This window comes from Pseudarthrobacter sp. NPDC059871, assembly GCF_042731175.1.
Classification (GTDB): domain Bacteria; phylum Actinomycetota; class Actinomycetes; order Actinomycetales; family Micrococcaceae; genus Arthrobacter.
Map to the genome: position 1 here is coordinate 73995 of NZ_JBHWJV010000010.1, position 18998 is coordinate 92992.

The following is an 18998-nucleotide window of genomic DNA, read 5'->3' on the forward strand; positions in this document are numbered from 1 at the left end:
AACCTCGAGAAACTGCGGGATCGGAAGGCTGGTCTACTTCTGGCCCTTGAAGAGGCGGTAGACCACAAAGCCGGCGAACCAGGCCATGGACAGGCTCGCGATGCCGAGCAGGACAAGGAAGAAAATTTCAAATGCAAGTACGGACATGATGCCATCCTAACCCGTCAGAAGATGAGTAGTTTGTCTATGAAGTAGGCCAGCGAGCCGACGGCAGAGACCGGCGCGAGACCCATGCCAAGGGCCGCCGCAAGGTTCAGCGGCGCACCGCGCAGGGTGACCAGGCGCCGGAAGCTGGCAAGGACCGCTCCCACCACCACACCGAAGATGGCAGCCGGCAGGACTGCGATGTCTGAGAGGACCAGCCCGGCAAGCGGACCCGCCAGACCGGCAAGGACAATGCACAGCGGGGCGATGACGTTATCAGGCCAGCGGATCAGCCCGGCAAGCAGCGCCACTGCTGCGCTGATCGCGGCCACCAGGAGCATCTCGCGGACGCCGTTGAACCGGGCGCCGGCAACCCATCCCGCCCCCAGGCAGGACAGCAACACGCCCACGCAGCAGCCCAGAGTGGACTCCAGCCGCTGCGCCTGGCCTGTACCGCGGATGAGCTGCACTACAAAGACGGCCATCATGCCCACCGCCACGAAACCGGGGGTCCAGTCCAGGTAGCCCGGAGCGGGCGCCCACAAAGCGGCCAAGGCTGCACCGGCACCGGGCAGGGCGATGACGGCCGCGAGGGTCTTTTTGGCCGGAATCCGGAGGAAGTGCGGCCAGCCGATCCCCACCGCCAAGGCGATCAGTACGGCCACGGCCGCCAGGGCTTCACGGGAGACGTAAACACCGGCGATGATGGCTGCCAGGCCGGCGATGCCGACGGCACCGATAACCCAGGAACCAAGGGAGCGGGCAGGCGCCTGCAGGTCCGCCGTCATGTGGAAACCGGCCTGTGAATCGTTACTGCACTCACTGCGCTGTCATCCCGTCCTGGCATTGGCACTAGGCGTGGAACCGCCCCTTCCAAGGGCACGTCCGCCCCCGCTCAATCCTGCCCTATATGAACGGCATATGTCGCAAAACGGACTGTTGGGGTGCTGGAATCTCTGGTTCGGGAGGACCTGCCGGGTATACTCAAGCATCAGCTCAGTCGCCCGATGATGCGCGGACAGCCCATGGAGGAACAATGTCGCACATCCTGCTCTTAACGAACAGCACCGGCTCGTCGGTAGACATCCTGCCTGCCCTGGAACTGCTGAACCACCGCGTGCACATCCTCCCTGCGGAGCCCACCGCCCTCCTCGAAACGGACCCTTGCGACATCGTCCTGCTGGATGCGCGCAAGGACCTCGTGGGTGCCCGCTCCCTCACCCAGCTCCTTAAGGCCACCGGCCTCAGCGCACCGCTGGTCCTGATCCTGACTGAAGGCGGCATGGCCGCTGTTTCGTCGGCTTGGGCTGTGGACGACATCGTCCTGGATTCCGCCGGCCCCGCTGAGGTTGAAGCGCGCATCAGGCTCTCGGTAGCCCGCGCCGTCCCGGAGCAGGACGATGCGCCCAGCGAAATCCGCGCCGCCGGCGTCGTCATCGACGAAGCCAGCTACACCGCCCGGGTCAACGGCGCTCCCCTGAACCTGACGTTCAAGGAATTCGAGCTCCTCAAATACCTGGCCCAGCACCCGGGGCGCGTCTTCACCCGGCAGCAGCTGCTGACCGAGGTGTGGGGCTACGACTACTACGGTGGCACCCGCACCGTTGACGTGCACGTCCGGCGCCTGCGCGCCAAGCTGGGCGCCGACCACGAGAACCTCATCAGCACTGTGCGGAACGTCGGCTACCGCCTGACCCTGGTGCGGCAGCAGGAAGACGAACTGACCGAAGCCTGAGCCGCCGGCCCTTGATCCCGTAGCCTAGCTTCATGACTCCAGCGCACCCCGAGAAGTGGCCCGTCCATGTTGTCCAAGGCGGGGTTGACCAGCAACTCCTGAAGGACTGCCGCGACCTCCTGGTTGCGGCCGAAGAGTCCGACGGCAACCCCTCGATCTCCGAGCAGACACTGGTGACCATGCGCGCCGGGGATTCTGCAGACCACTCGCTGCTGACCCTGGCGCTGTATGCCCCGGACGAGGACTCGGATCCTGCCACGGGCCAGGACCTGGCGGGATTCGCCGTCGTGGTGGAAGAACCGGATCACAGCGGGGTACTGGAAATTGCGGTGCACCCTTCCTACCGGAACCAGGGCGTGGCTGACCGCCTGGTGCGGGCGCTGCAGGACCGCCGGGGGTTTGACGGGCTGAAGGCCTGGTCCCACGGCAACCACGAGGCCGCCGCCGACCTCGCCGCACGGTACGGCTACGCGCCGGTGCGGGAGTTGTGGAAGATGCGGATGACGACGGCGGAGGCGGACCTTCCCGAGGCAGTGCTTCCGGATGGCGTGTCGCTGCGTCCGTTCGTCCCGGGCCAGGACGAGGACGCGTGGCTGGCCGTCAACCGTGCGGCCTTTTCGCACCACCCGGAACAGGGCAGCCTCACCCGGGCGGACCTGGCGGCACGCATGGAGGAAGACTGGTTCGACCCCGCCGGCTTCCTCCTCGCCGTGGACGCCGGGGGCCGCGTCGTGGGCTTCCACTGGACGAAGGTCCATCCCCGCCACGGCTCGCACCCCGCGATCGGCGAAGTCTACGTAGTGGGCGTGGCGCCTGAAGCTCAGGGCTCCGGGCTGGGGAAAGCCCTGACCCTCGCCGGCATCAAGTACCTGCAGGACCTCGGCCTGCACGCAGTGATGCTGTACACGGACGCGGACAACACACCCGCGGTCTCGCTGTACCGCAGGCTGGGGTTCACCCGCTGGGACATGGACGTCATGTACGGGCCGGTCAAGGAAGGTTAGTCCAATCGGCTGATTCACCGGGCAGGGCGCGGAAATCAGGGGCTCCGCCGCGGTGAATGCTTGTAAGGTTGAAACAGAACCGCGCAGGCCGGAAGCGCCAGCATCAAGCGCCAGGTAAAAGGAGATCCCATGAACCCGGAACCGTCCGGAACAGCCACGTCCCAGGATGCTGCACCCCCGGTCCGTGCCCGCTTCGGCTCCTCCGAGGTTCCGGCCTCCCGGGCCACGCAGGACCGCATCGACATCCCGGAGTTCGCTCCGAACCTCGAGCCGGAGGGGGACATCAGCCCGGACCGTTTCCTGGACCGTGAGCTGAGCTGGCTCAGCTTCAACTCCCGGGTGCTGGAATTGGCTGAGGACCCCACCCTGCACCTGCTGGAACGTGTTAACTTCCTCTCCATCTTCGCCTCCAACCTCGATGAGTTCTTCATGGTCCGGGTGGCAGGCCTGAAGCGCCGTATCGCCACCGGCCTGGCTGTCCCTTCCCCGGCCGGCCTGAGCCCGGTGGAAGTGCTGGAACAGATCAGCGCCGAAGCCCACCGGCTGCAGCAGCGGCACGCCCAGGTGTACGCCGAACAGATCCGGCCGGCCCTGGCGTATGAGCACATCCACCTCATGCACTGGGACGAACTCGACGACGCCGCCCAGCAGCAGCTGAGCGTCATGTTCGCCGAAAAGGTGTTCCCCATCCTCACGCCCCTCGCGGTGGACCCGGCGCACCCCTTCCCCTACATTTCCGGGCTGTCCCTCAACCTGGCCGTGGTGGTCCGGAACCCGGTGAGCGACAAGGAACTGTTCGCCCGCGTCAAGGTGCCGGACCAGCTCCCGCGGCTGATCTCCATCGACGGCCCGCGTGCAGGCGCCGTGGCCGGACGAGTGGCACGATTCATCGCCCTGGAAGACGTCATCGCCGTCCATTTGGACAAGCTTTTCCCCGGCATGGAAGTCCTGGAGCACCACACCTTCCGCGTCACCCGCAACGAGGACGTGGAGGTTGAGGAGGACGACGCCGAGAACCTCCTCCAGGCCCTGGAGAAGGAACTGTTGCGCCGCCGGTTCGGCCCACCGGTCCGGCTGGAACTCACCAACGACATCAACCCCAACATCCGGGCCCTGCTGATCCGCGAACTCGGCGTGGAGGAGTCCGAGGTCTATTCGGTACCTGCTCCCCTGGATCTCCGCGGCCTCGCCGTCATCGGCGGCATCGACCGCGCCGACCTGCACTACCCCAAGCACGTTCCGCACACCTCCCGGTACCTGAACGAGTCAGAGACATCGAAGGCCGCCAACGTCTTTGCCGCCATGCGCCGCCGCGACATCCTGCTCCACCACCCATACGATTCGTTCTCCACGTCCGTCCAGGCTTTCCTGGAGCAGGCTGCGGCGGATCCCAAGGTCCAGGCCATTAAGCAGACGCTGTACCGCACGTCCGGCGACTCCCCCATCGTCGATGCGCTCATCGACGCCGCGGAGGCCGGCAAACAGGTCCTGGCCCTGGTGGAAATCAAGGCCCGGTTCGACGAACAGGCCAACATCTCCTGGGCCCGCAAGCTGGAACAGGCCGGCGTGCACGTGGTGTACGGCATCGTGGGCCTGAAAACGCACTGCAAGCTGTCCCTGGTGGTCCGCCAGGAAGTGGATGGCCTCCGCCGCTACTGCCACATCGGCACCGGCAACTACCACCCCCGCACCGCGCGGTACTACGAGGACCTCGGACTCCTGACGTCCAACGAGCAGGTTGGCCAGGACCTGTCCAAGCTGTTCAACCAGCTGTCCGGCTACGCTCCCAAGTCCACGTTCAAGCGGCTGCTGGTGGCTCCCCGTTCCGTGCGCTCCGGGCTGATCGACAGGATTGAAACCGAGATCCGCAATGCCAGGGCCGGCAAGCCGGGCCGCGTCCAGATCAAGGTCAACTCCATGGTGGACGAAGCCATCATCGACTCCCTCTACCGCGCGTCCCAGGCCGGCGTGAAGGTGGACGTGGTGGTTCGCGGAATCTGCTCGCTGCGCCCCGGCGTGCCGGGCCTGAGCGAGAACATCACGGTCCGGTCCATCCTGGGCCGGTTCCTGGAGCACTCCCGCGTGTTTGCCTTCGCCAACGGCGGGGAACCCGTGGTGTACATCGGCTCGGCCGACATGATGCACCGCAACCTCGACCGCAGGGTGGAGGCCCTGGTGCAGCTTGCCAGCCCCGATGACGTCACCTACGTCCTCGACCTGCTGCAGCGCTACATGGCACCGGAAACGTCCAGCTGGCACCTGGACAACGACGGCCACTGGATCCGCCACCACCTCGGGGAGGACGGCAAGCCGCTGGAGGACGTCCAGTCCTGGCTGCTCGCCTCGCGCCCCCGGCAGCGCAGCCTGAGCCGGCGTTAGGGCCCCGGCGTTGTCGAGCGATGCACTCGTAGAAGACCAGACAGACCATCCGGGGGAACCAGTAGCGGTCACTGCTGCCGGAGCTATCCCCTGGCGGGCCACCCGGGAAGGCCTTGAAGTCCTCCTGATCCACCGCCCCCGCTATGACGACTGGTCCTGGCCAAAAGGCAAGATCGACGACGGCGAGACGGTACCGGAGTGCGCGGTCCGGGAAGTGCGGGAGGAAATTGGGCTCGATGCCTCGCTGGGCATTCCCCTGCCGCCGATCCACTACCACGTGGCCTCCGGGCTGAAGGTGGTCTATTACTGGGCCGTGAAGGTCAATGGCGCACGCCTCGTACCGGATGGCAAGGAGGTGGACTCCGTCATGTGGTGCAGCCCGGACAAGGCGGCTGCGCTCCTCTCCAACCCTTCGGATACGGCGCCGCTGCGGCACCTTCGCGAGGCGCATGCCCGCGGCGCGCTGGACACCTGGCCGCTGTTGGTTGTCCGTCATGCCAAGGCAAAGCCCCGTTCGTCCTGGACCAAGGCCGAAGGTGAGCGGCCGCTGGCCGCCACCGGTATCCGGCAGGCGCAGGCCGTGGGCAGGTTGCTGCAGGCCTGGAAGCCGCCGCGGGTGGTCACCAGCCCGTGGCTGCGCTGCGTCGCCACAGTGGCTCCTTACGCCAAGGCCAGCGGTGCGAAGGTCAAGATGGCGGAGGCACTGACGGAACACCGGCATGAGCGCAGCCCCAAAAAGACGGCCGGCATAATCGAGTCGCTTTTCGACAAGCAGCGGCCCGTGGCAGTTTGCACGCACCGCCCGGCCCTTCCCACGGTCCTCGCCCAGCTGGCCAAGCACATGCCGGCGCGGCTGAACAGCCTCCTCCCCTCGTCGGACCCGTATCTGTCGCCCGGAGAGCTGGTGGTGTGCCACGTGGCCTACGCCAAGGGGAACAACGTTGTAGCGGTGGAGCGGTTCAAACCCTTCGACGACTGACGGTACTGGCTGGCCCGCCCGGTTGACCTCGCGCCACTTTGTATCAAATACTTGATACAAAGCCGCACGATTTTGGGGGAAGATGTGCCAGGCCTCGATGCCTTAGCGTTCAATGCAATGCAGCCGACGGTGATCCTGTTTCCGTTCCTGCTGGCCGCAGGTGTCTATCTGCTGCTCCGGTGGGTCATCTGGCAACCGGGGAAAACCGGTTCAGCGGACACGGCGGCCAAGCACGCACTCTGGATCGGGGTCATCGGCTGGCTGGTGAGTTCGCTCCAGCCGGCGGCGAAGGCGGGCCTGATCCCTGTTTCCGGGCTGTACCAGGCGCCGTCCGCCGTCGAACTCCTCCCTGTCCTGGCGTGGCCAATCCTGGGTTGCCTTGCGGTGCACGCCATCGGCCAGCTCAGCTATCCGGGCCCCCAGCTTCCGCGCCGGCAGGCAAGCCTCGAGGTGCGCAGGGTCCGGGACTTCATCCCACGCCGCCTGGCCTGGACCGTCCTCGCCCTGTTCATCGTTGCGGCAGCACAAATTGCTTGGACTGCCACCCTTCCGGGCTTTGACCCGGAACTCTACGTTCCGCGGCCGGAACCTTCCGGCGGATACGTGTACTACGGCGGGGACGGCCGCGTGCCGGGGGCAGACCTCGCAGCGCCGCTGGGCGGTGCGCTGCTGGTCCTGGCCGCAGGAACCGTCGCTGTCCTGGTACTGATCGCCCGGCGTCGGCGGCTGGAAGATATGGGTCCGGAGAACAACGGCCTCCTGCGGACCATCGCGATGAACCGGCTGCTCCGGACCGTGGCCACCATAGCGTCCGGGCTCACTGCCATCGCCGGCAGCCATGCCTCACTACCGGACCCGGCAGAAGCCACGGGTAACTGGTTCAATCCGGCAGTCTTGGTGAACCTCGTGGTCCTGCTGGCCATGTGGTGGTGGGCGCCGCCCAAGCTGTCCCACGGACTGACGGAACGCCGGGCCCGGCGGATCCTTGACCCGCAACCGGCTACGAAACTGGTGGTTTCGATCGGGCCGGCCATGGGGTTGGCCGCGCTGCTTCCGCTGGTGGCAGCGGCGGTGATGCCGGGCGTCCTCACCGGCCACCCGGCGCTCTTCGTAGCACTGGCGGCCATCGCTGTCCTGGCGGTAGTGGCCGGCGGCGAGGTCCTCCTGCACCGCAACCACGGCACGGACAGCGAGCCCCGCCACTGGCCCCGCCAGCTCGTCTCCCCCGCACTTATCACCACCGCGATTGCTGCCATGGCCATCCTGCTCATCGTCCTGGTGTTCATCGCAACACGGCAGGCAGAAACTGGCGCACCACCGCTGTGGCCGGCAACGGCGTGGACCACCGCTGCTGCCATCGGAACCGCCGCCGTGCCCGTTGCCGTGGCACGGCGCCGCCGCAGTATCCCGGGTGCGGTTCCCGGACTGGACGCCGCACTTCGGGCCATCACGCTGCACAGGGTGGCCCGCACCGTGGCTGCTCTCTTCGCCGCCCAGGCCGGGGCGCTGCTCATGAGCGCAGCACCAGCGCTGCAGCGCTTTTCCCCGCCGGGCACCGACGCCACGTCGGTCCTGTGGCAGATCGCACCGGGAGCCGGGGTGATCCTGGCTGCTGGCGGTGTAGTCATTGCGGTGATCCCGGTCCGCGGAATCACCGCCCAGCCTGCCGCCGCGGCAGCGCCCGCGCCCGAAACGGTGCCGTGAGCGCCGGAATCACCGTGGACCTGCGGTCCGCCACCCCGCCCTATGAGCAGATCCGGTCACAGATCAGCTCCCTGGTTGCGGTTGGCGTACTGCAGGCTGGAAGCAGGCTGCCCACCGTCCGCAGCCTGGCCGCGGATTTAGGCATTGCTGCCGGCACCGTGGCCAGGGCGTACAAGGAGTTGGAGGCGGCCGGGGTTGTTGAATCACGACGCCGGGGCGGCACCTTTATCGCCGCCCTTCCCGGCGGTACCGGGAACGGCAGCCCGGGTACAGTACCGCCGGAGGTGACCTCCGCCGTCGAACGCTATCTGGAGGCCGGCCGGAAGGCGGGACTCAGCGACGGGATGCTGCTGGACCTGGTCCGCGCAAGGCTCGGAAGGGAGCGGACCGATGGACGCTGATCCGCGCCCGCCCTCCCGGCGGACCTGGTTTGTGCCGTCCCTCCTGCTCCTGGCGGCCACCGCGGTCCTCGGGACTTACCTGTACCCGGAAATGCCTGATCCCGTCCCCGTGCATTGGAACGGGGCGGGCATCCCGGACAGGTTCGCCGGCAAGTCAGTTCTTGCCGTTTTTTCGCCGCTGCTGATCGGTACCGGCGTGGTGGCGTTCCTGTGGCTGCTGTACCGGTTCCTTCCGGCCATGGCCGCCAAAAGAGCCCAGGATCCGGACCGGGCGGCGCTCGAGGCCCGCGCGGGCAGGGACGTCCTGGCCAAGCTGACCCCGGCATTGGCTATCCTCTTCTGCTGGCTGTGCACCACGGGCTGGCTCGGACTGGCAAGCCCCTGGACCATCTGGGCGCCGATGCTTCTCCTGATGGGCTTCACCCTGTGGCTGGTGGTCCGCGCCACCCGCGCGGTCTCCGTCCCGCCGGCTCCGCCCCGGTAGACTGGGACGGTGAGCATCCCCACGCCTTATGAAGACCTTCTGCGCGACGTCCTGGCCCAGGGCACGCACAAATCCGACCGTACGGGAACCGGAACCACCAGCGTTTTCGGCCGCCAGATCCGTTTCGACCTGGCCGAAGGCTTCCCGCTCATCACCACCAAGCGGGTCCACTTCAAGTCCGTGGCAGTGGAACTGTTGTGGTTCCTGCGCGGCGAAACCAACGTGAAATGGATGCAGGACCAGGGCGTCACCATCTGGAACGAATGGGCTGACGAGGACGGCGACCTTGGCCCGGTGTACGGCGTGCAGTGGCGCAGCTGGCCCACCCCGGACGGCGGCCACATCGACCAGATCGCCGAGCTCGTAGAGAACCTCAAGGCCAACCCGGACTCCCGCCGGCACATCGTCTCGGCCTGGAACGTCTCCGAGCTCAACGACATGGCGCTGCCGCCCTGCCACGCGTTCTTCCAGTTCTATGTTGCAGACGGCAAGCTTTCCTGCCAGCTGTACCAGCGTTCGGCGGACATGTTCCTGGGCGTCCCGTTCAACATCGCCTCCTACGCCCTGCTCACGTACATGCTGGCCCAGCAGGTGGGCCTCGAGCCCGGCGAATTCGTGTGGACCGGCGGCGACGTCCACATCTACGAGAACCACATGGACCAGGTCCTCAAGCAGCTCGAACGGGAGCCGTACGAGTACCCGCAGCTGTTGATCAACAGGAAGCCCGCCTCCATCTTCGACTACACGCTGGAAGACTTCGAGGTGGTCGGTTACAAGCACCACCCCACCATTAAGGCGCCGATTGCCGTATGAGCACCGAGAACTCCACCGATCCCCAGTCCTTCACCGAGGAACTTGCCGCTTCCATCACGGGCGTTGGCCTGGTCTGGGCCCAGACACCGGACGGCGTCATCGGCAAGGACGGGGACATGCCCTGGCACCTGCCGGAGGACCTCAGGCACTTCACCCGGCTGACCACCGGGCACCCGGTCATCATGGGCCGCAAGACCTGGCTGTCCTTTCCGGAGAAGTACCGCCCCCTGCCCGGGCGGACCAACATCGTCATCACCCGGCAGAAGAGCTGGGCCGATACGCCCGAGGCGGAGGGCGCCGTCGTGGTCCCTTCGCTGGATGACGCGCTGCTGGAGTCCCAGTTCGTCGACGGCGGCGACACCGTCTGGATCCTTGGCGGCGGCGAGATTTTCCGCCAGTCGACGGAGCTCGCCAACGTTGCGGTGGTCACCACCATCGACGTGGAGGCCGACGGCGATACGTACGCTCCGGAGCTCGGCACCAGTTGGGAGGCCAGCTCCTCCCTCCCGCCGGACGGATGGCTGACCGGCGCCAACGGCACGCGCTACCGATTCACCAAATGGTCACGGACCGAAAGCTAGGACGATGCTGAAGAAACCCGAAACCCTGTTCGTCCTGGGGTACATGCTCCTTCCCCTCCTGGCGCTGCTGTCCGCAATTGTTGGACTCACCATGATCCTGGGCGGCAACAAGATCGCCGGCGCCATCGTGCTGGTGATGGTGACGCAGGCCTTCGCCTTTGGCGCGTTCTTCGCCCTGCGCGCCCGCAAAACCGCCATGCTGGAAGAGTCCGACCCGAGCTAGCCCTTCGCGGCTGCCGGCCGCGGAAAACCGCTTCAGGTCCGGGCCGCCGTCGTACTCCGCCGGAGCCTGCCGGCCGTGACGTAACCGACTGCGCCCTTCCGGTTGCGAAGTCTAAACTGTACGAATGACTACAGCAGCTACCCCTTCCGTCGGCCTGGTCGGATGGCGCGGCATGGTGGGCTCCGTCCTCATGCAGCGCATGCAGGACGAGGGCGACTTCGCCAACATCAACCCGGTGTTTTTCTCCACGTCCAACGCGGGCGGTGCCGCCCCCACCCTTGCTGGTTCAGCAGGTGGGAGCGCCGGCAAGCTCGAGAACGCGTTCGACCTTGACACCCTGGCGAAGCTGCCCATTATCGTCACCGCCCAGGGCGGGGACTACACCAAGCAGGTCCACGGCGAACTGCGCGGCCGCGGCTGGGACGGCCTCTGGATCGACGCCGCCTCCACCCTGCGCATGAACGACGACTCGATCATCGTGCTGGACCCCATCAACCGCGATGTCATCGACAAGGGCCTGGTCAACGGCACCAAGGACTTCATCGGCGGCAACTGCACGGTTTCCTGCATGCTCATGGGCCTCGGCGGACTCTTCAAGAACGGCCTCGTCGAATGGGGCACATCCATGACCTACCAGGCCGCCTCCGGCGGCGGCGCCCGCCACATGCGTGAGCTCCTCAGCCAGTTCGGCACGCTCAACGCCGAGGTCAGCACCGAACTGGACGACCCCGCGTCGGCCATCCTCGAGATCGACCGCAAGGTCCTGGCCCACCAGCGCAGCGACATCGACGCCACCCAGTTCGGCGTCCCGCTGGCCGGCTCACTGATCCCCTGGATCGACGCGGACCTGGGCAACGGGCAGTCCAAGGAGGAGTGGAAGGCCGGGGTTGAGACCAACAAAATCCTGGGCACCGCCGAGGACAACCACGTGATAATGGACGGCCTCTGCGTCCGCATCGGCGCCATGCGCTCCCACTCGCAGGCACTGACGCTGAAGCTCCGCGAAGACCTCTCCGTGACCGTGATTGAAAAGCTGCTGGCCGAGGACAACGAGTGGGCCAAGGTGGTTCCCAACACCAAGGAAGCCTCCATGGCCGACCTCACGCCCGTAGCCGCTTCCGGCACCCTGGACATCCCGGTGGGACGCATCCGCAAGATGGAGATGGGCCCGAACTACATCAGCGCCTTCACGGTGGGCGACCAGCTCCTCTGGGGCGCCGCCGAGCCGCTGCGCCGCATGCTGAAGATCGCCACCGGCAACCTCTAAGCCCCCCCCGGCTGCTTCACGGGCGGCCCTGACCCGCAGGACCCTTGGTGCCCCGGCACCGGTCATGCGCGGCGGGGCCGCTTCTGCATTTCCGCGGCGTCAGGCTGCCAGGAAGGCCTCGTACCGGCGGGCGGCTTTGGCCAGGGCTGCCTGCGCTGCCGGACCCAGCGGCCGGATCCCGTCGAAGAATTCGGGTACGACGGCGGCAGTACGGCCGGTGCCTTCCCGCGCCCAGGTGCCCACCACCTCCCCCGCCGCAACCACAGTCTTCTTGAAGACCCCGTTGCCGCCGGGAACAATGCTGTTGAAGTGCTCCGGTGCCAGCACAAGGCCACGGTCCTGGTAGCCGAGGACAAATTCGTCGAAGCCGGGCAGCAGCAGGACCGATCTGGACGCCGGGACCCCGCTGTCCAGCAGGGAGGCCGTCTCCGGCGACATCCAATAGCTGACGCCGCCGAACTCAACCTCTACTACCTGGCTGCGGATGGCATCGAGCGCTGCCCTGGCCTCGGTGAGCGGGATCTGCGTCCACCAGGCGAAGTCCCTTACAGTGGCCGGCCCGTGGCTTCGGATGTAGCGCAGCAGGAACTCCGCCACCGCCTCGGCCCGTTCGAGGCGCCGTGACACGGGAATCCATTCGTCGAAAGCGACCAGCAGCTGCTGGTTTCCCGCCAGCGGCCCCTGCACCAGCCAGGCGTGCCGGCACAGCGTGCCCAGTATGTGGATGCCCCGCTGGCCCGTAGTCGGCTGGCCGGCGGCATCGAACTCCTTGAACAGGTCTGCACGGCTGACAGGACCGCCTGCAGCGATCCGGGCCAGTGCCACATCCCGGCTCGCCTCGATATCGGCCCAGCTGATGGCCAGTTCCCGGTGCCTGGCGGCGATGCTCCTGGTAAGGCGTTCGGCAGTGAGGTCCAGCATCCAGCCAAGGTCCTCGGGGGCCACCAGGTGCAGCGTTCCGCGCATGGGCCAGGAACGGACGATCAAGCCTGCATCCAGGGCGGAACGTACATCACCCAGGCCCAAGCCCGGGTGCCGTACACCCACGGCCCACAGCGACGCCTGCAGGTCCTGCGCCTGCATCGCCGTCATCCACCGCACCACGTCCTCGGCGGAGCCGGGGACAACACCGCCAGGCCCGGCCACTGTCGCGGACCCGGAAGCTGCGAGCCCCTGGGACGCCAGCCGGAGCCGGCCCATGACGTTGCGGCTCAGCCGCACTGCGGTTGGTGACATTGCTTCATCCTAGGTGCCGCACCCTTGGGCGCCTACGCCGGTTAGGGTGGAACCATGACTTTGGGGAGTTTGTGGCTGTTGCTCGCGCGTAAAACCAGGATGTGGATGATCGGCGGGACGCTCAGCGTCCTGGCCGGAACGGCGCTGGGAGGCCTTTCCCTCACCAGGTTCCTGGGCAGCGGACAGTCTGAACCCCGGATCCTTCTGCCCTCATTGGCCCTGAGCCTGGGCGGAGGTTACGCGGTCCTCTTTCCCGGCCTTAGCACGGGCTGCCAAGGCGTGCGGATCCGCCGGGACTGGCGCCGCCACCCGATGACCGGACGGGTGCTCTGGGTCCTGTCCCTGGCGGTCGCCACCGCCGGCCTGGCCACGTGCATCGTGGCCGGGACAGTGAGCCCGCTGGCGCCGGGGCAGCTGGTATGGATCTTCATGGGCATCTACCTGTCCCTGGCCGGATGGGCCTCGGCCGTCATGGGTGCGGCGGCATCCCTGCGCCAGGACCCGGCAGCCACCCCAGTGGCCGCCGAAGAAGAGGCTACAGTTCCAGGCCGATAAGCAGCGGCTCGGGGTGCAGCCTGACGCCAAAGCGGCGTTCGACGCCGGCACGCACCTCGCGTGCCACGGCCACCACATCGGCGGCGCCTGCGCCGCCGCGGTTCGTGATGGCCAGCGTGTGCTTGGTGGACAGCGAAGCCCGTCCCCCGGACACGCTGTCCGGTTCGAGCCCGAAGCCCTTGCCGAAGCCGGCTTGGTCAATCAGCCACGCAGCGGACAGCTTCACCATTCCGTCCTGGCCGGCAGGGTACCGCGGCGCGTTCTCCGGCAGCGACGCCGCTTCCGCCTCGGGAACAATCGGGTTGGTGAAAAACGAACCGGTGGAATAGGTGTCCCGGTCCGCAAGATCCAGGACCATGCCCTTGGAAGCCCGCAGCCGCAGTACTTCCCGGCGCACATCGTTCGAGTAGGCCCGCTTGCCCGCCTCAACGCCGAGGGACCGTGCCAGCTCGGCGTACCGGATGGGGGCGCTCATCCGGCCCAGCGGCAGCTGGAATTCAACCGTCAGCACCACGTACCGGGGCGATCCGTTCACGGTGGTCTGCTTCAGGATGGAGTCCCGGTAGCCGAACTTCAGCTCAGAGCTGGTGAAGGTCTGCACGGCGTTCCGCTCGCGGTCCCACGTCCGGACCACGGCAATGGTCTGCGAGACGTCGGCGCCGTAGGCACCCACGTTCTGGACCGGCGTCGCGCCCGTTGACCCCGGGATCCCGGACAGCGCCTCGAGTCCGGACCAGGCATGCCGGACGGCGTAATCCACCAGTTGGTCCCAGTTGTGCCCGGCCTGGACCACCACAGCCACGCCGCCGCAGGAGTCTTCCGCGTTAACCGTGAAGCCCTCGGAGGCGATCTTCACCACCGTCCCGGGGTACCCGTCGTCGGAGATCAGGAGGTTGGAGCCGCCCGCGATGATCAGCACCTGTTCCCCGGCGGCATCCGCGGTGCGGACGGCATCGATGATCTCAGCCTCGGTCCGCGCCTCGATGTACTTGCCGGCGGGGCCGCCGACAGCGGAGGTGGTCAGGGAAGAAAGCAGCGTGGAAGTCACCGCTCCACGTTACCCGAAGTTGCACTACGGCAAAGGTAATGCGGGGTAGTCAGGAAAGCTTCCGGGCCACCGGCGACAGGAAGAAGCTGACGGCCAGCATCACCATGACGGCCAGCAGCGAGTGCAGGATGCCCACATGCTCGGCCAGCAGGCCCAGCAGCGGCGGTCCGCACAGGAACGCGCCGTAGCCGATGGTGGAGACCACGGATACCCTGGCGGCGGCTTTGGCGGGGTCGTCGGCCGCGGCGGACATGCCCACGGGGAATCCCAGCGAAGCACCGAGTCCCCAGACGGCGAGGCCGATGAAGGCAAGCCACGGTACCGGTGCGAAGACGAACAGGCCCAGGCCCAGGACCGCCAGCGCGGCACACCAGCGCATCACCGGAACCCTGCCGTAGCGGTCCAGGACGAGGGTTCCGGCGAACCGGCCGATGGTCATGAACGTCACGAACAGCCCGTACCCGGCGGCGCCCGCGGCGTCGCTTTGGCCGTGCCCGTCCGCCAGCGCCAGGGCCACCCAGTCCCCCGCTGCCCCTTCGGCCAGGGCCAGGCCCAGCACCAGGACACCCAGGAGGAGCGTCCTCCGGTCGCGCCAGGCCTGGGCAATTTTGCGCTTGTTGTCGAGGGGTGCCTCCCCTTCACCGGCGGTGATGAGGGGAATGGGGCCGGTGGTGGGGTCCTCGAAGTGGTCAGGAGTGTAGGTCCGCTCCCCCGCTACCGGAGTGACGTCCGCCCGGAACCAGGACGCCGCCGTCGCCACCGATACTGCGACCACCAGGCCTGCCGCGCCGAGGTGCCAGGCCACCGGCAGGGACACCGCGGCAGCGGCAGCCCCCAGGCCAGCACCCGCCACGGTCCCCAGGCTGAAGGCACCGTGGAGCCGGGGCATGATGTGCCGGCCCACGGCCCGTTCCACCGCCGCGCCCTCCACGTTCGAGGCCGTGTTCCAGCTTCCGGTGCCCAGCCCGATGACGGCCAGCCCTGCCGCGGTCACCACGGGACTGGCCAGCAGGGAGGTGCCTATGCCGGCGAGCAGGAGGCCGAAGCCCACCATGATGCTGCCGGTCCGGATGGTCTGCTTGGAGCCCAGCCGGAGCACGATCAGGCCCGAGGCAGACACCGATGCAAACGAGCCCAGCGTCAGGCAGAGCAGCAGGACGCCCACGTTACCCGGGGTCAGGTCCAGGGCGTCACGGATTGCCGGGAGCCGGGACACCCAGGACGCGAAGGCGAGTCCGCTGGCGCCGTAAGCCACTACGACGGCGTTGCGCCAGTGGGTGACGTTGGCCGCGGTGGCTTGGGGTGCTGCCGTTTTGGTCAAGGGGTTCCGCTAGGAGAGCTTGACGACGGCCTGGGCCTTCATCAGGACCTTTTGCCCGGCCGCGGTGACGGTGAGGTCCACGCGGGCGGTGCCGGCCTCGGCGTCGAGCTTTCCGATGGTTCCGCTGACCTCAATGGTGGCGCCGGGCTCTGCGGTGCCGGTGGTGTCGGTGACCAGGACGGGCTTGGTGAAGCGGGTCTGGAAATCGACGACGGCGGCCGGGTCGCCTGCCCAGTCGGTCACCAGCTGGACGGCCGAGCCCATGGTGAACATGCCGTGCGCGATGACGCCTGGCAGTTCGACGCCGGTGGCGAAGGCCTCGTTCCAGTGGATGGGGTTGAAGTCGCCGGAGGCGCCGGCGTACTTGACCAGGTCCGTGCGGGTGACCTCGACGGTGCGGCTGCCGATCTCCTGGCCGGCAGCCAGGTCGGTGATGCTGGGGCTCATGGTTACTGTCCCTCTCCGCGGACCAGGATGGATGACGTGGTGGTGGTGACCTGCTCGCGGGAGTCACCGTCGCCGAGGGCGAAAATCTCGGAGCGGGTGGTGATCATGGCGCCGCCGCCCATGGCGCGGACGCCGTCCACGTGCAGTTCGGCTACGAGCCGGTCACCGGCGAAGATGGGCCGGTGGTGGGTGAAGCGCTGGTCTGCGTGGACCACGCGGGAGAAGTCGATGCCGGCTTCCGGATCCTCGATGAGCTGGGCGTCGGCGCGCTGGGCAATGATGATGGCGAAGGTGGGCGGTGCCACGAGGTCGCGATGGCCCAGTGCCGTGGCGGCATCGACGTCGAAGTGTGCGGGATGGGTGGCCTTGACCGCCCGGGCGAACTCGCGGATCTTCTCGCGGCCGACGTCGTACACCTCTGCGGCAGGGTAGCTGCGGCCCTGCAGATCCGGATTGATAGTCATGGCCTCAAGCCTATCGTCCGCGTCATGGCGGGCCGAAAACGGGAGTCCCTGGCGGCTCGGCTAGCGGCGGAGGTTCTTCCGGATCGACTGGCCGCGGACCACCATGCCCACCACGTGCAGGACAAGGCCCAGTCCGATCAGCGGCAGGGATGCCATGGCCAGGCCCTGGTTGCCGCTGGTGTTGCCCACGAGGTTCAGGATGATGCCGACGGCGATCAGGCCCATGGCGCTGAAGACCATGACTTTGTAGGACGTTGGCGCGGTGGCCCAGAATTCGTTCAGCACCGTCCAAGTCTACCGGGGTTGCCCTGCCCGGACTGCCGGGCCCGCTCTCACGCAGGTCCTAGAACAGGGCTTCCTGCACGGCCGGCACCGCCGAGGCGAAGTCCCCCGGCTCGATGGTCCGTGCCGTCAGGTGCGCCAGGTTCACTACGAACATCGACTCGGTGCCATCCAGCCGGGCCAGCACGTTGGCCCCGCTGATGGCTGCGACGGTAAAGCCGTGCTCCCCGCCGTCCAGTGGATGGGGGTAGGCGTGGCGGGACGCCGGACCGTAGACGGCGTCTGCCTGGGCGGGACGCACCCACGTTTCGTAAACCACGGTGAAGCCGCCGACGGCGGTGCGGGCCAGCAGGTGCCGCACCTCGCCTGCGTGGCGGCTGCTGATGGCGTCCAGGTCTCCTGCGGCCAGAGGCTGCAGGAGCGCCTCGGTTTTGGCGCTGGAGCGCACCAGCTGGGTCAGCGCCAGGCCGGCCGTGACCAGGTCCTCCAGGACCCGGACCACCCGGCCGTCTTCGGCCCGTGCCACGTATCTGGCCACTGTGGCGCCCTGCTCGGCCAGCCTGTTCCACTTGCGGGGGCCGGAGGCCGTACCCACCTTGGTGGCGCCTCCGGCGAAGGTGGCAACGTAAAGCCAGTGCTCCTGCATCAGGTAGTCACGGAGACCGGGAGTCACGCGGCCGCCGCGGTGGAAGTCGTGGATCAGCCGGGATTCGTCCAGGACGAAGCAGCGTTCGCATTGCCGTCCCCTTGCGGCCGGGGCGGCTGCTTTGCAGAGGATGTGGTCGCGCCGGGTGGACGAGTGGACCACCAGGTGCCCCAGGCAGGACTTGGCCGGCCCCGCCACCCGGAATCCGAGCCGTGCGCCAGGACGGAGGCTCAACTCCCGGAAGTCCCCGGACGGTGACTGGAGGCGCAGGACCGGGGCGCCGCCGTCGTCCGCTGCCGTGGCGGCCGGCGGACCATCCCAAAAGACCCCGTGGACCAGATATCGGGTATCGGTCACGGGGTCTCCTGAAGTGCTGGGGGCGTACGCTACAGCGCGGGCTGCACCCCAAAGGCTACAGCCAGCTTCATGATCTTTTCGGCGCGGCCCAGGCGGGGCAGGTCCGAGCCGTCGCGGATGACGCGGCCGTTGGCTTCGAAGTCGGCCATGAAGTCGGTGGCCCAGGCGACGTCGGACGGCGTGGGGCTGATGACTTCGTTGATCACGGGGGTCTGGTCGATGGCCAGGCACAGCTTGCCGGTCATGCCCATCATCACGGTGATGCCGGTCTGCTCTCGCAGGATGGGGTGGTTGGTGCCCACGGTGGGTCCGTCGATGGGGCCGGGCAGGTTGCCCACGCGGCTGGCGACCACCAGTTTGGCGCGCGGGTAGGCCATGGCCTCCGGGGTGGCGGCCATGCCGGTGTCGCGGCGGAAGTCACCGGAACCGAAGGCCAGGCGGAAGGCACCCTGGGCCTTGGCGATGTTGTTGGCTTCCTCGATGCCGACGGCGGACTCCACCAGGGGAATAACGGGGGTCTTGCCGTCCATGCGGTGGAAGCTTTCGGTGACCTGGTCCGCGGATTCGGTCTTGGCGAGCATGACGCCCAGCAGGCCGGGGGTGCCACGGAGGCCGGCAAGGTCATCTGCCCAGAACGGGCTGGTGGCGTCGTTGATGCGGACCCAGGCCTGGCCGCCGCGGGTCAGCCAGTCCACCACGTTGCCCCGCGCCGTGTCCTTCTGGGACGGGTCCACGGCGTCTTCGATATCAAGAATGATCGAATCTGCGCGTGAGACGGCGGACTGGTCGAAGAGCTCGGTCTTCATGGCGTTCACGAGGAGCCAGGAGCGGGCGATCTCTGCGGGGATGTTGCGTTCAGGCCGTACGGTCTCGGCGGCGGTGGTAGACGTCATGGCTTCTACAGTATCTGGCCCGCCACCGGCACGAG

General features: G+C 67.5%; 21 protein-coding genes. 12 read left to right on the forward strand and 9 right to left on the reverse strand.

The window, feature by feature from the left end:
* Positions 1–164: 164 nt before the first annotated feature.
* Positions 165–932 (reverse strand): permease, encoded by a 768-nt coding sequence (locus tag ACFV4R_RS14315; protein ID WP_377203061.1) that lies wholly within the window; start codon positions 930–932, stop codon positions 165–167.
* A gap of 248 nt (positions 933–1180) precedes the next feature.
* On the opposite strand from ACFV4R_RS14315, the gene ACFV4R_RS14320 reads away from it, so the two are divergent.
* From ACFV4R_RS14320 to asd, 11 genes are all read left to right on the forward strand, one after another.
* Positions 1181–1879 carry a response regulator transcription factor gene (locus tag ACFV4R_RS14320; RefSeq protein ID WP_015937885.1) on the forward strand — a complete coding sequence of 233 codons (699 nt, stop codon included), beginning with the start codon at positions 1181–1183 and terminating at the stop codon, positions 1877–1879.
* 32 nt (positions 1880–1911) lie between these two features.
* Positions 1912–2883 (forward strand): mycothiol synthase, encoded by a 972-nt coding sequence (mshD, locus tag ACFV4R_RS14325; protein WP_377203062.1) that lies wholly within the window; start codon positions 1912–1914, stop codon positions 2881–2883.
* Positions 2884–3012: 129 nt separating this feature from the next.
* A complete protein-coding gene (locus ACFV4R_RS14330; protein ID WP_091722041.1) occupies positions 3013–5262 on the forward strand; it encodes an RNA degradosome polyphosphate kinase in 2250 nt (749 codons plus the stop codon).
* 10 nt (positions 5263–5272) lie between these two features.
* On the forward strand, positions 5273–6241 hold the full coding sequence (locus ACFV4R_RS14335) for an NUDIX domain-containing protein (RefSeq protein WP_377203063.1): 969 nt from the start codon (positions 5273–5275) through the stop codon (positions 6239–6241).
* A gap of 117 nt (positions 6242–6358) precedes the next feature.
* Positions 6359–7945, forward strand: coding sequence for a hypothetical protein (locus ACFV4R_RS14340; protein WP_377203064.1), 1587 nt, complete (start codon positions 6359–6361; stop codon positions 7943–7945).
* A complete protein-coding gene (locus ACFV4R_RS14345) occupies positions 7942–8346 on the forward strand; it encodes a GntR family transcriptional regulator (RefSeq protein WP_377203065.1) in 405 nt (134 codons plus the stop codon). The genes ACFV4R_RS14340 and ACFV4R_RS14345 overlap by 4 nt, the downstream gene beginning before the upstream one ends.
* Complete coding sequence (locus tag ACFV4R_RS14350) at positions 8336–8830, forward strand: DUF1648 domain-containing protein (protein WP_377203066.1); 495 nt, start codon at positions 8336–8338, stop codon at positions 8828–8830. The genes ACFV4R_RS14345 and ACFV4R_RS14350 overlap by 11 nt, the downstream gene beginning before the upstream one ends.
* 9 nt (positions 8831–8839) lie before the next feature.
* Positions 8840–9643: a thymidylate synthase gene (locus tag ACFV4R_RS14355; protein ID WP_377203067.1), complete on the forward strand. Its 804-nt coding sequence runs from the start codon at positions 8840–8842 to the stop codon at positions 9641–9643.
* Entirely contained in the window at positions 9640–10224 is a 585-nt protein-coding gene (locus ACFV4R_RS14360) for a dihydrofolate reductase (RefSeq protein WP_091722054.1), read from the forward strand. The genes ACFV4R_RS14355 and ACFV4R_RS14360 overlap by 4 nt, the downstream gene beginning before the upstream one ends.
* Positions 10225–10228: 4 nt before the next feature.
* Positions 10229–10447, forward strand: a complete 219-nt coding sequence (locus ACFV4R_RS14365) for an NF038396 family protein (RefSeq protein WP_377203068.1) — start codon at positions 10229–10231, stop codon at positions 10445–10447.
* A gap of 124 nt (positions 10448–10571) precedes the next feature.
* Positions 10572–11714 carry an aspartate-semialdehyde dehydrogenase gene (asd, locus tag ACFV4R_RS14370; RefSeq protein ID WP_377203069.1) on the forward strand — a complete coding sequence of 381 codons (1143 nt, stop codon included), beginning with the start codon at positions 10572–10574 and terminating at the stop codon, positions 11712–11714.
* Between the two features lie 99 nt (positions 11715–11813).
* Here the strand turns inward: asd and ACFV4R_RS14375 are convergent, their stop codons facing one another.
* On the reverse strand, positions 11814–12950 hold the full coding sequence (locus ACFV4R_RS14375; protein ID WP_377203070.1) for a winged helix DNA-binding domain-containing protein: 1137 nt from the start codon (positions 12948–12950) through the stop codon (positions 11814–11816).
* A 54-nt stretch (positions 12951–13004) separates the two neighbouring features.
* Here ACFV4R_RS14375 and ACFV4R_RS14380 point away from each other — a divergent pair, with 54 nt between their 5' ends.
* The gene (locus tag ACFV4R_RS14380; RefSeq protein ID WP_377203071.1) at positions 13005–13505 is read left to right on the forward strand and encodes a hypothetical protein; all 501 of its coding nucleotides are present in this window, start codon (positions 13005–13007) and stop codon (positions 13503–13505) included.
* Here the strand turns inward: ACFV4R_RS14380 and ACFV4R_RS14385 are convergent.
* From ACFV4R_RS14385 to ACFV4R_RS14415, 7 genes are read right to left on the reverse strand one after another with little or no spacing between them, the layout of a single operon-like run.
* Positions 13486–14553: a UDP-N-acetylmuramate dehydrogenase gene (locus tag ACFV4R_RS14385; RefSeq protein ID WP_377203072.1), complete on the reverse strand. Its 1068-nt coding sequence runs from the start codon at positions 14551–14553 to the stop codon at positions 13486–13488. The two genes, ACFV4R_RS14380 and ACFV4R_RS14385, sit on opposite strands and share 20 nt — an antisense overlap.
* 49 nt (positions 14554–14602) lie before the next feature.
* Positions 14603–15874, reverse strand: coding sequence for an MFS transporter (locus tag ACFV4R_RS14390; RefSeq protein WP_377203073.1), 1272 nt, complete (start codon positions 15872–15874; stop codon positions 14603–14605).
* Positions 15875–15883: 9 nt separating this feature from the next.
* Positions 15884–16321 (reverse strand): MaoC family dehydratase, encoded by a 438-nt coding sequence (locus ACFV4R_RS14395; RefSeq protein ID WP_015937899.1) that lies wholly within the window; start codon positions 16319–16321, stop codon positions 15884–15886.
* Between the two features lie 2 nt (positions 16322–16323).
* Positions 16324–16785 carry a MaoC family dehydratase N-terminal domain-containing protein gene (locus ACFV4R_RS14400; RefSeq protein WP_377203074.1) on the reverse strand — a complete coding sequence of 154 codons (462 nt, stop codon included), beginning with the start codon at positions 16783–16785 and terminating at the stop codon, positions 16324–16326.
* A gap of 60 nt (positions 16786–16845) precedes the next feature.
* The gene (locus ACFV4R_RS14405) at positions 16846–17070 is read right to left on the reverse strand and encodes a DUF3188 domain-containing protein (RefSeq protein WP_045729544.1); all 225 of its coding nucleotides are present in this window, start codon (positions 17068–17070) and stop codon (positions 16846–16848) included.
* Between the two features lie 58 nt (positions 17071–17128).
* Positions 17129–18070, reverse strand: coding sequence for a DUF2797 domain-containing protein (locus ACFV4R_RS14410; RefSeq protein WP_377203075.1), 942 nt, complete (start codon positions 18068–18070; stop codon positions 17129–17131).
* A 29-nt stretch (positions 18071–18099) separates the two neighbouring features.
* Positions 18100–18963, reverse strand: coding sequence for a CoA ester lyase (locus tag ACFV4R_RS14415; protein WP_056075502.1), 864 nt, complete (start codon positions 18961–18963; stop codon positions 18100–18102).
* Positions 18964–18998: the final 35 nt, after the last annotated feature.

Bases quoted from the DNA above. Each gene is read 5' to 3' on its own strand.
- ACFV4R_RS14400 (WP_377203074.1), bottom strand. From the start codon at position 16,785: ATGACTATCAATCCGGATCTGCAGGGCCGCAGCTACCCTGCCGCAGAG.
- ACFV4R_RS14330 (WP_091722041.1), top strand. From the start codon at position 3,013: ATGAACCCGGAACCGTCCGGAACAGCCACGTCCCAGGATGCTGCACCC.
- ACFV4R_RS14395 (WP_015937899.1), bottom strand. From the start codon at position 16,321: ATGAGCCCCAGCATCACCGACCTGGCTGCCGGCCAGGAGATCGGCAGC.
- ACFV4R_RS14380 (WP_377203071.1), top strand. From the start codon at position 13,005: ATGACTTTGGGGAGTTTGTGGCTGTTGCTCGCGCGTAAAACCAGGATG.
- ACFV4R_RS14375 (WP_377203070.1), bottom strand. From the start codon at position 12,950: ATGTCACCAACCGCAGTGCGGCTGAGCCGCAACGTCATGGGCCGGCTC.
- ACFV4R_RS14415 (WP_056075502.1), bottom strand. From the start codon at position 18,963: ATGACGTCTACCACCGCCGCCGAGACCGTACGGCCTGAACGCAACATC.
- ACFV4R_RS14315 (WP_377203061.1), bottom strand. From the start codon at position 932: ATGACGGCGGACCTGCAGGCGCCTGCCCGCTCCCTTGGTTCCTGGGTT.
- ACFV4R_RS14360 (WP_091722054.1), top strand. From the start codon at position 9,640: ATGAGCACCGAGAACTCCACCGATCCCCAGTCCTTCACCGAGGAACTT.
- asd (WP_377203069.1), top strand. From the start codon at position 10,572: ATGACTACAGCAGCTACCCCTTCCGTCGGCCTGGTCGGATGGCGCGGC.
- mshD (WP_377203062.1), top strand. From the start codon at position 1,912: ATGACTCCAGCGCACCCCGAGAAGTGGCCCGTCCATGTTGTCCAAGGC.
- ACFV4R_RS14365 (WP_377203068.1), top strand. From the start codon at position 10,229: ATGCTGAAGAAACCCGAAACCCTGTTCGTCCTGGGGTACATGCTCCTT.
- ACFV4R_RS14350 (WP_377203066.1), top strand. From the start codon at position 8,336: ATGGACGCTGATCCGCGCCCGCCCTCCCGGCGGACCTGGTTTGTGCCG.
- ACFV4R_RS14320 (WP_015937885.1), top strand. From the start codon at position 1,181: ATGTCGCACATCCTGCTCTTAACGAACAGCACCGGCTCGTCGGTAGAC.
- ACFV4R_RS14340 (WP_377203064.1), top strand. From the start codon at position 6,359: ATGCAGCCGACGGTGATCCTGTTTCCGTTCCTGCTGGCCGCAGGTGTC.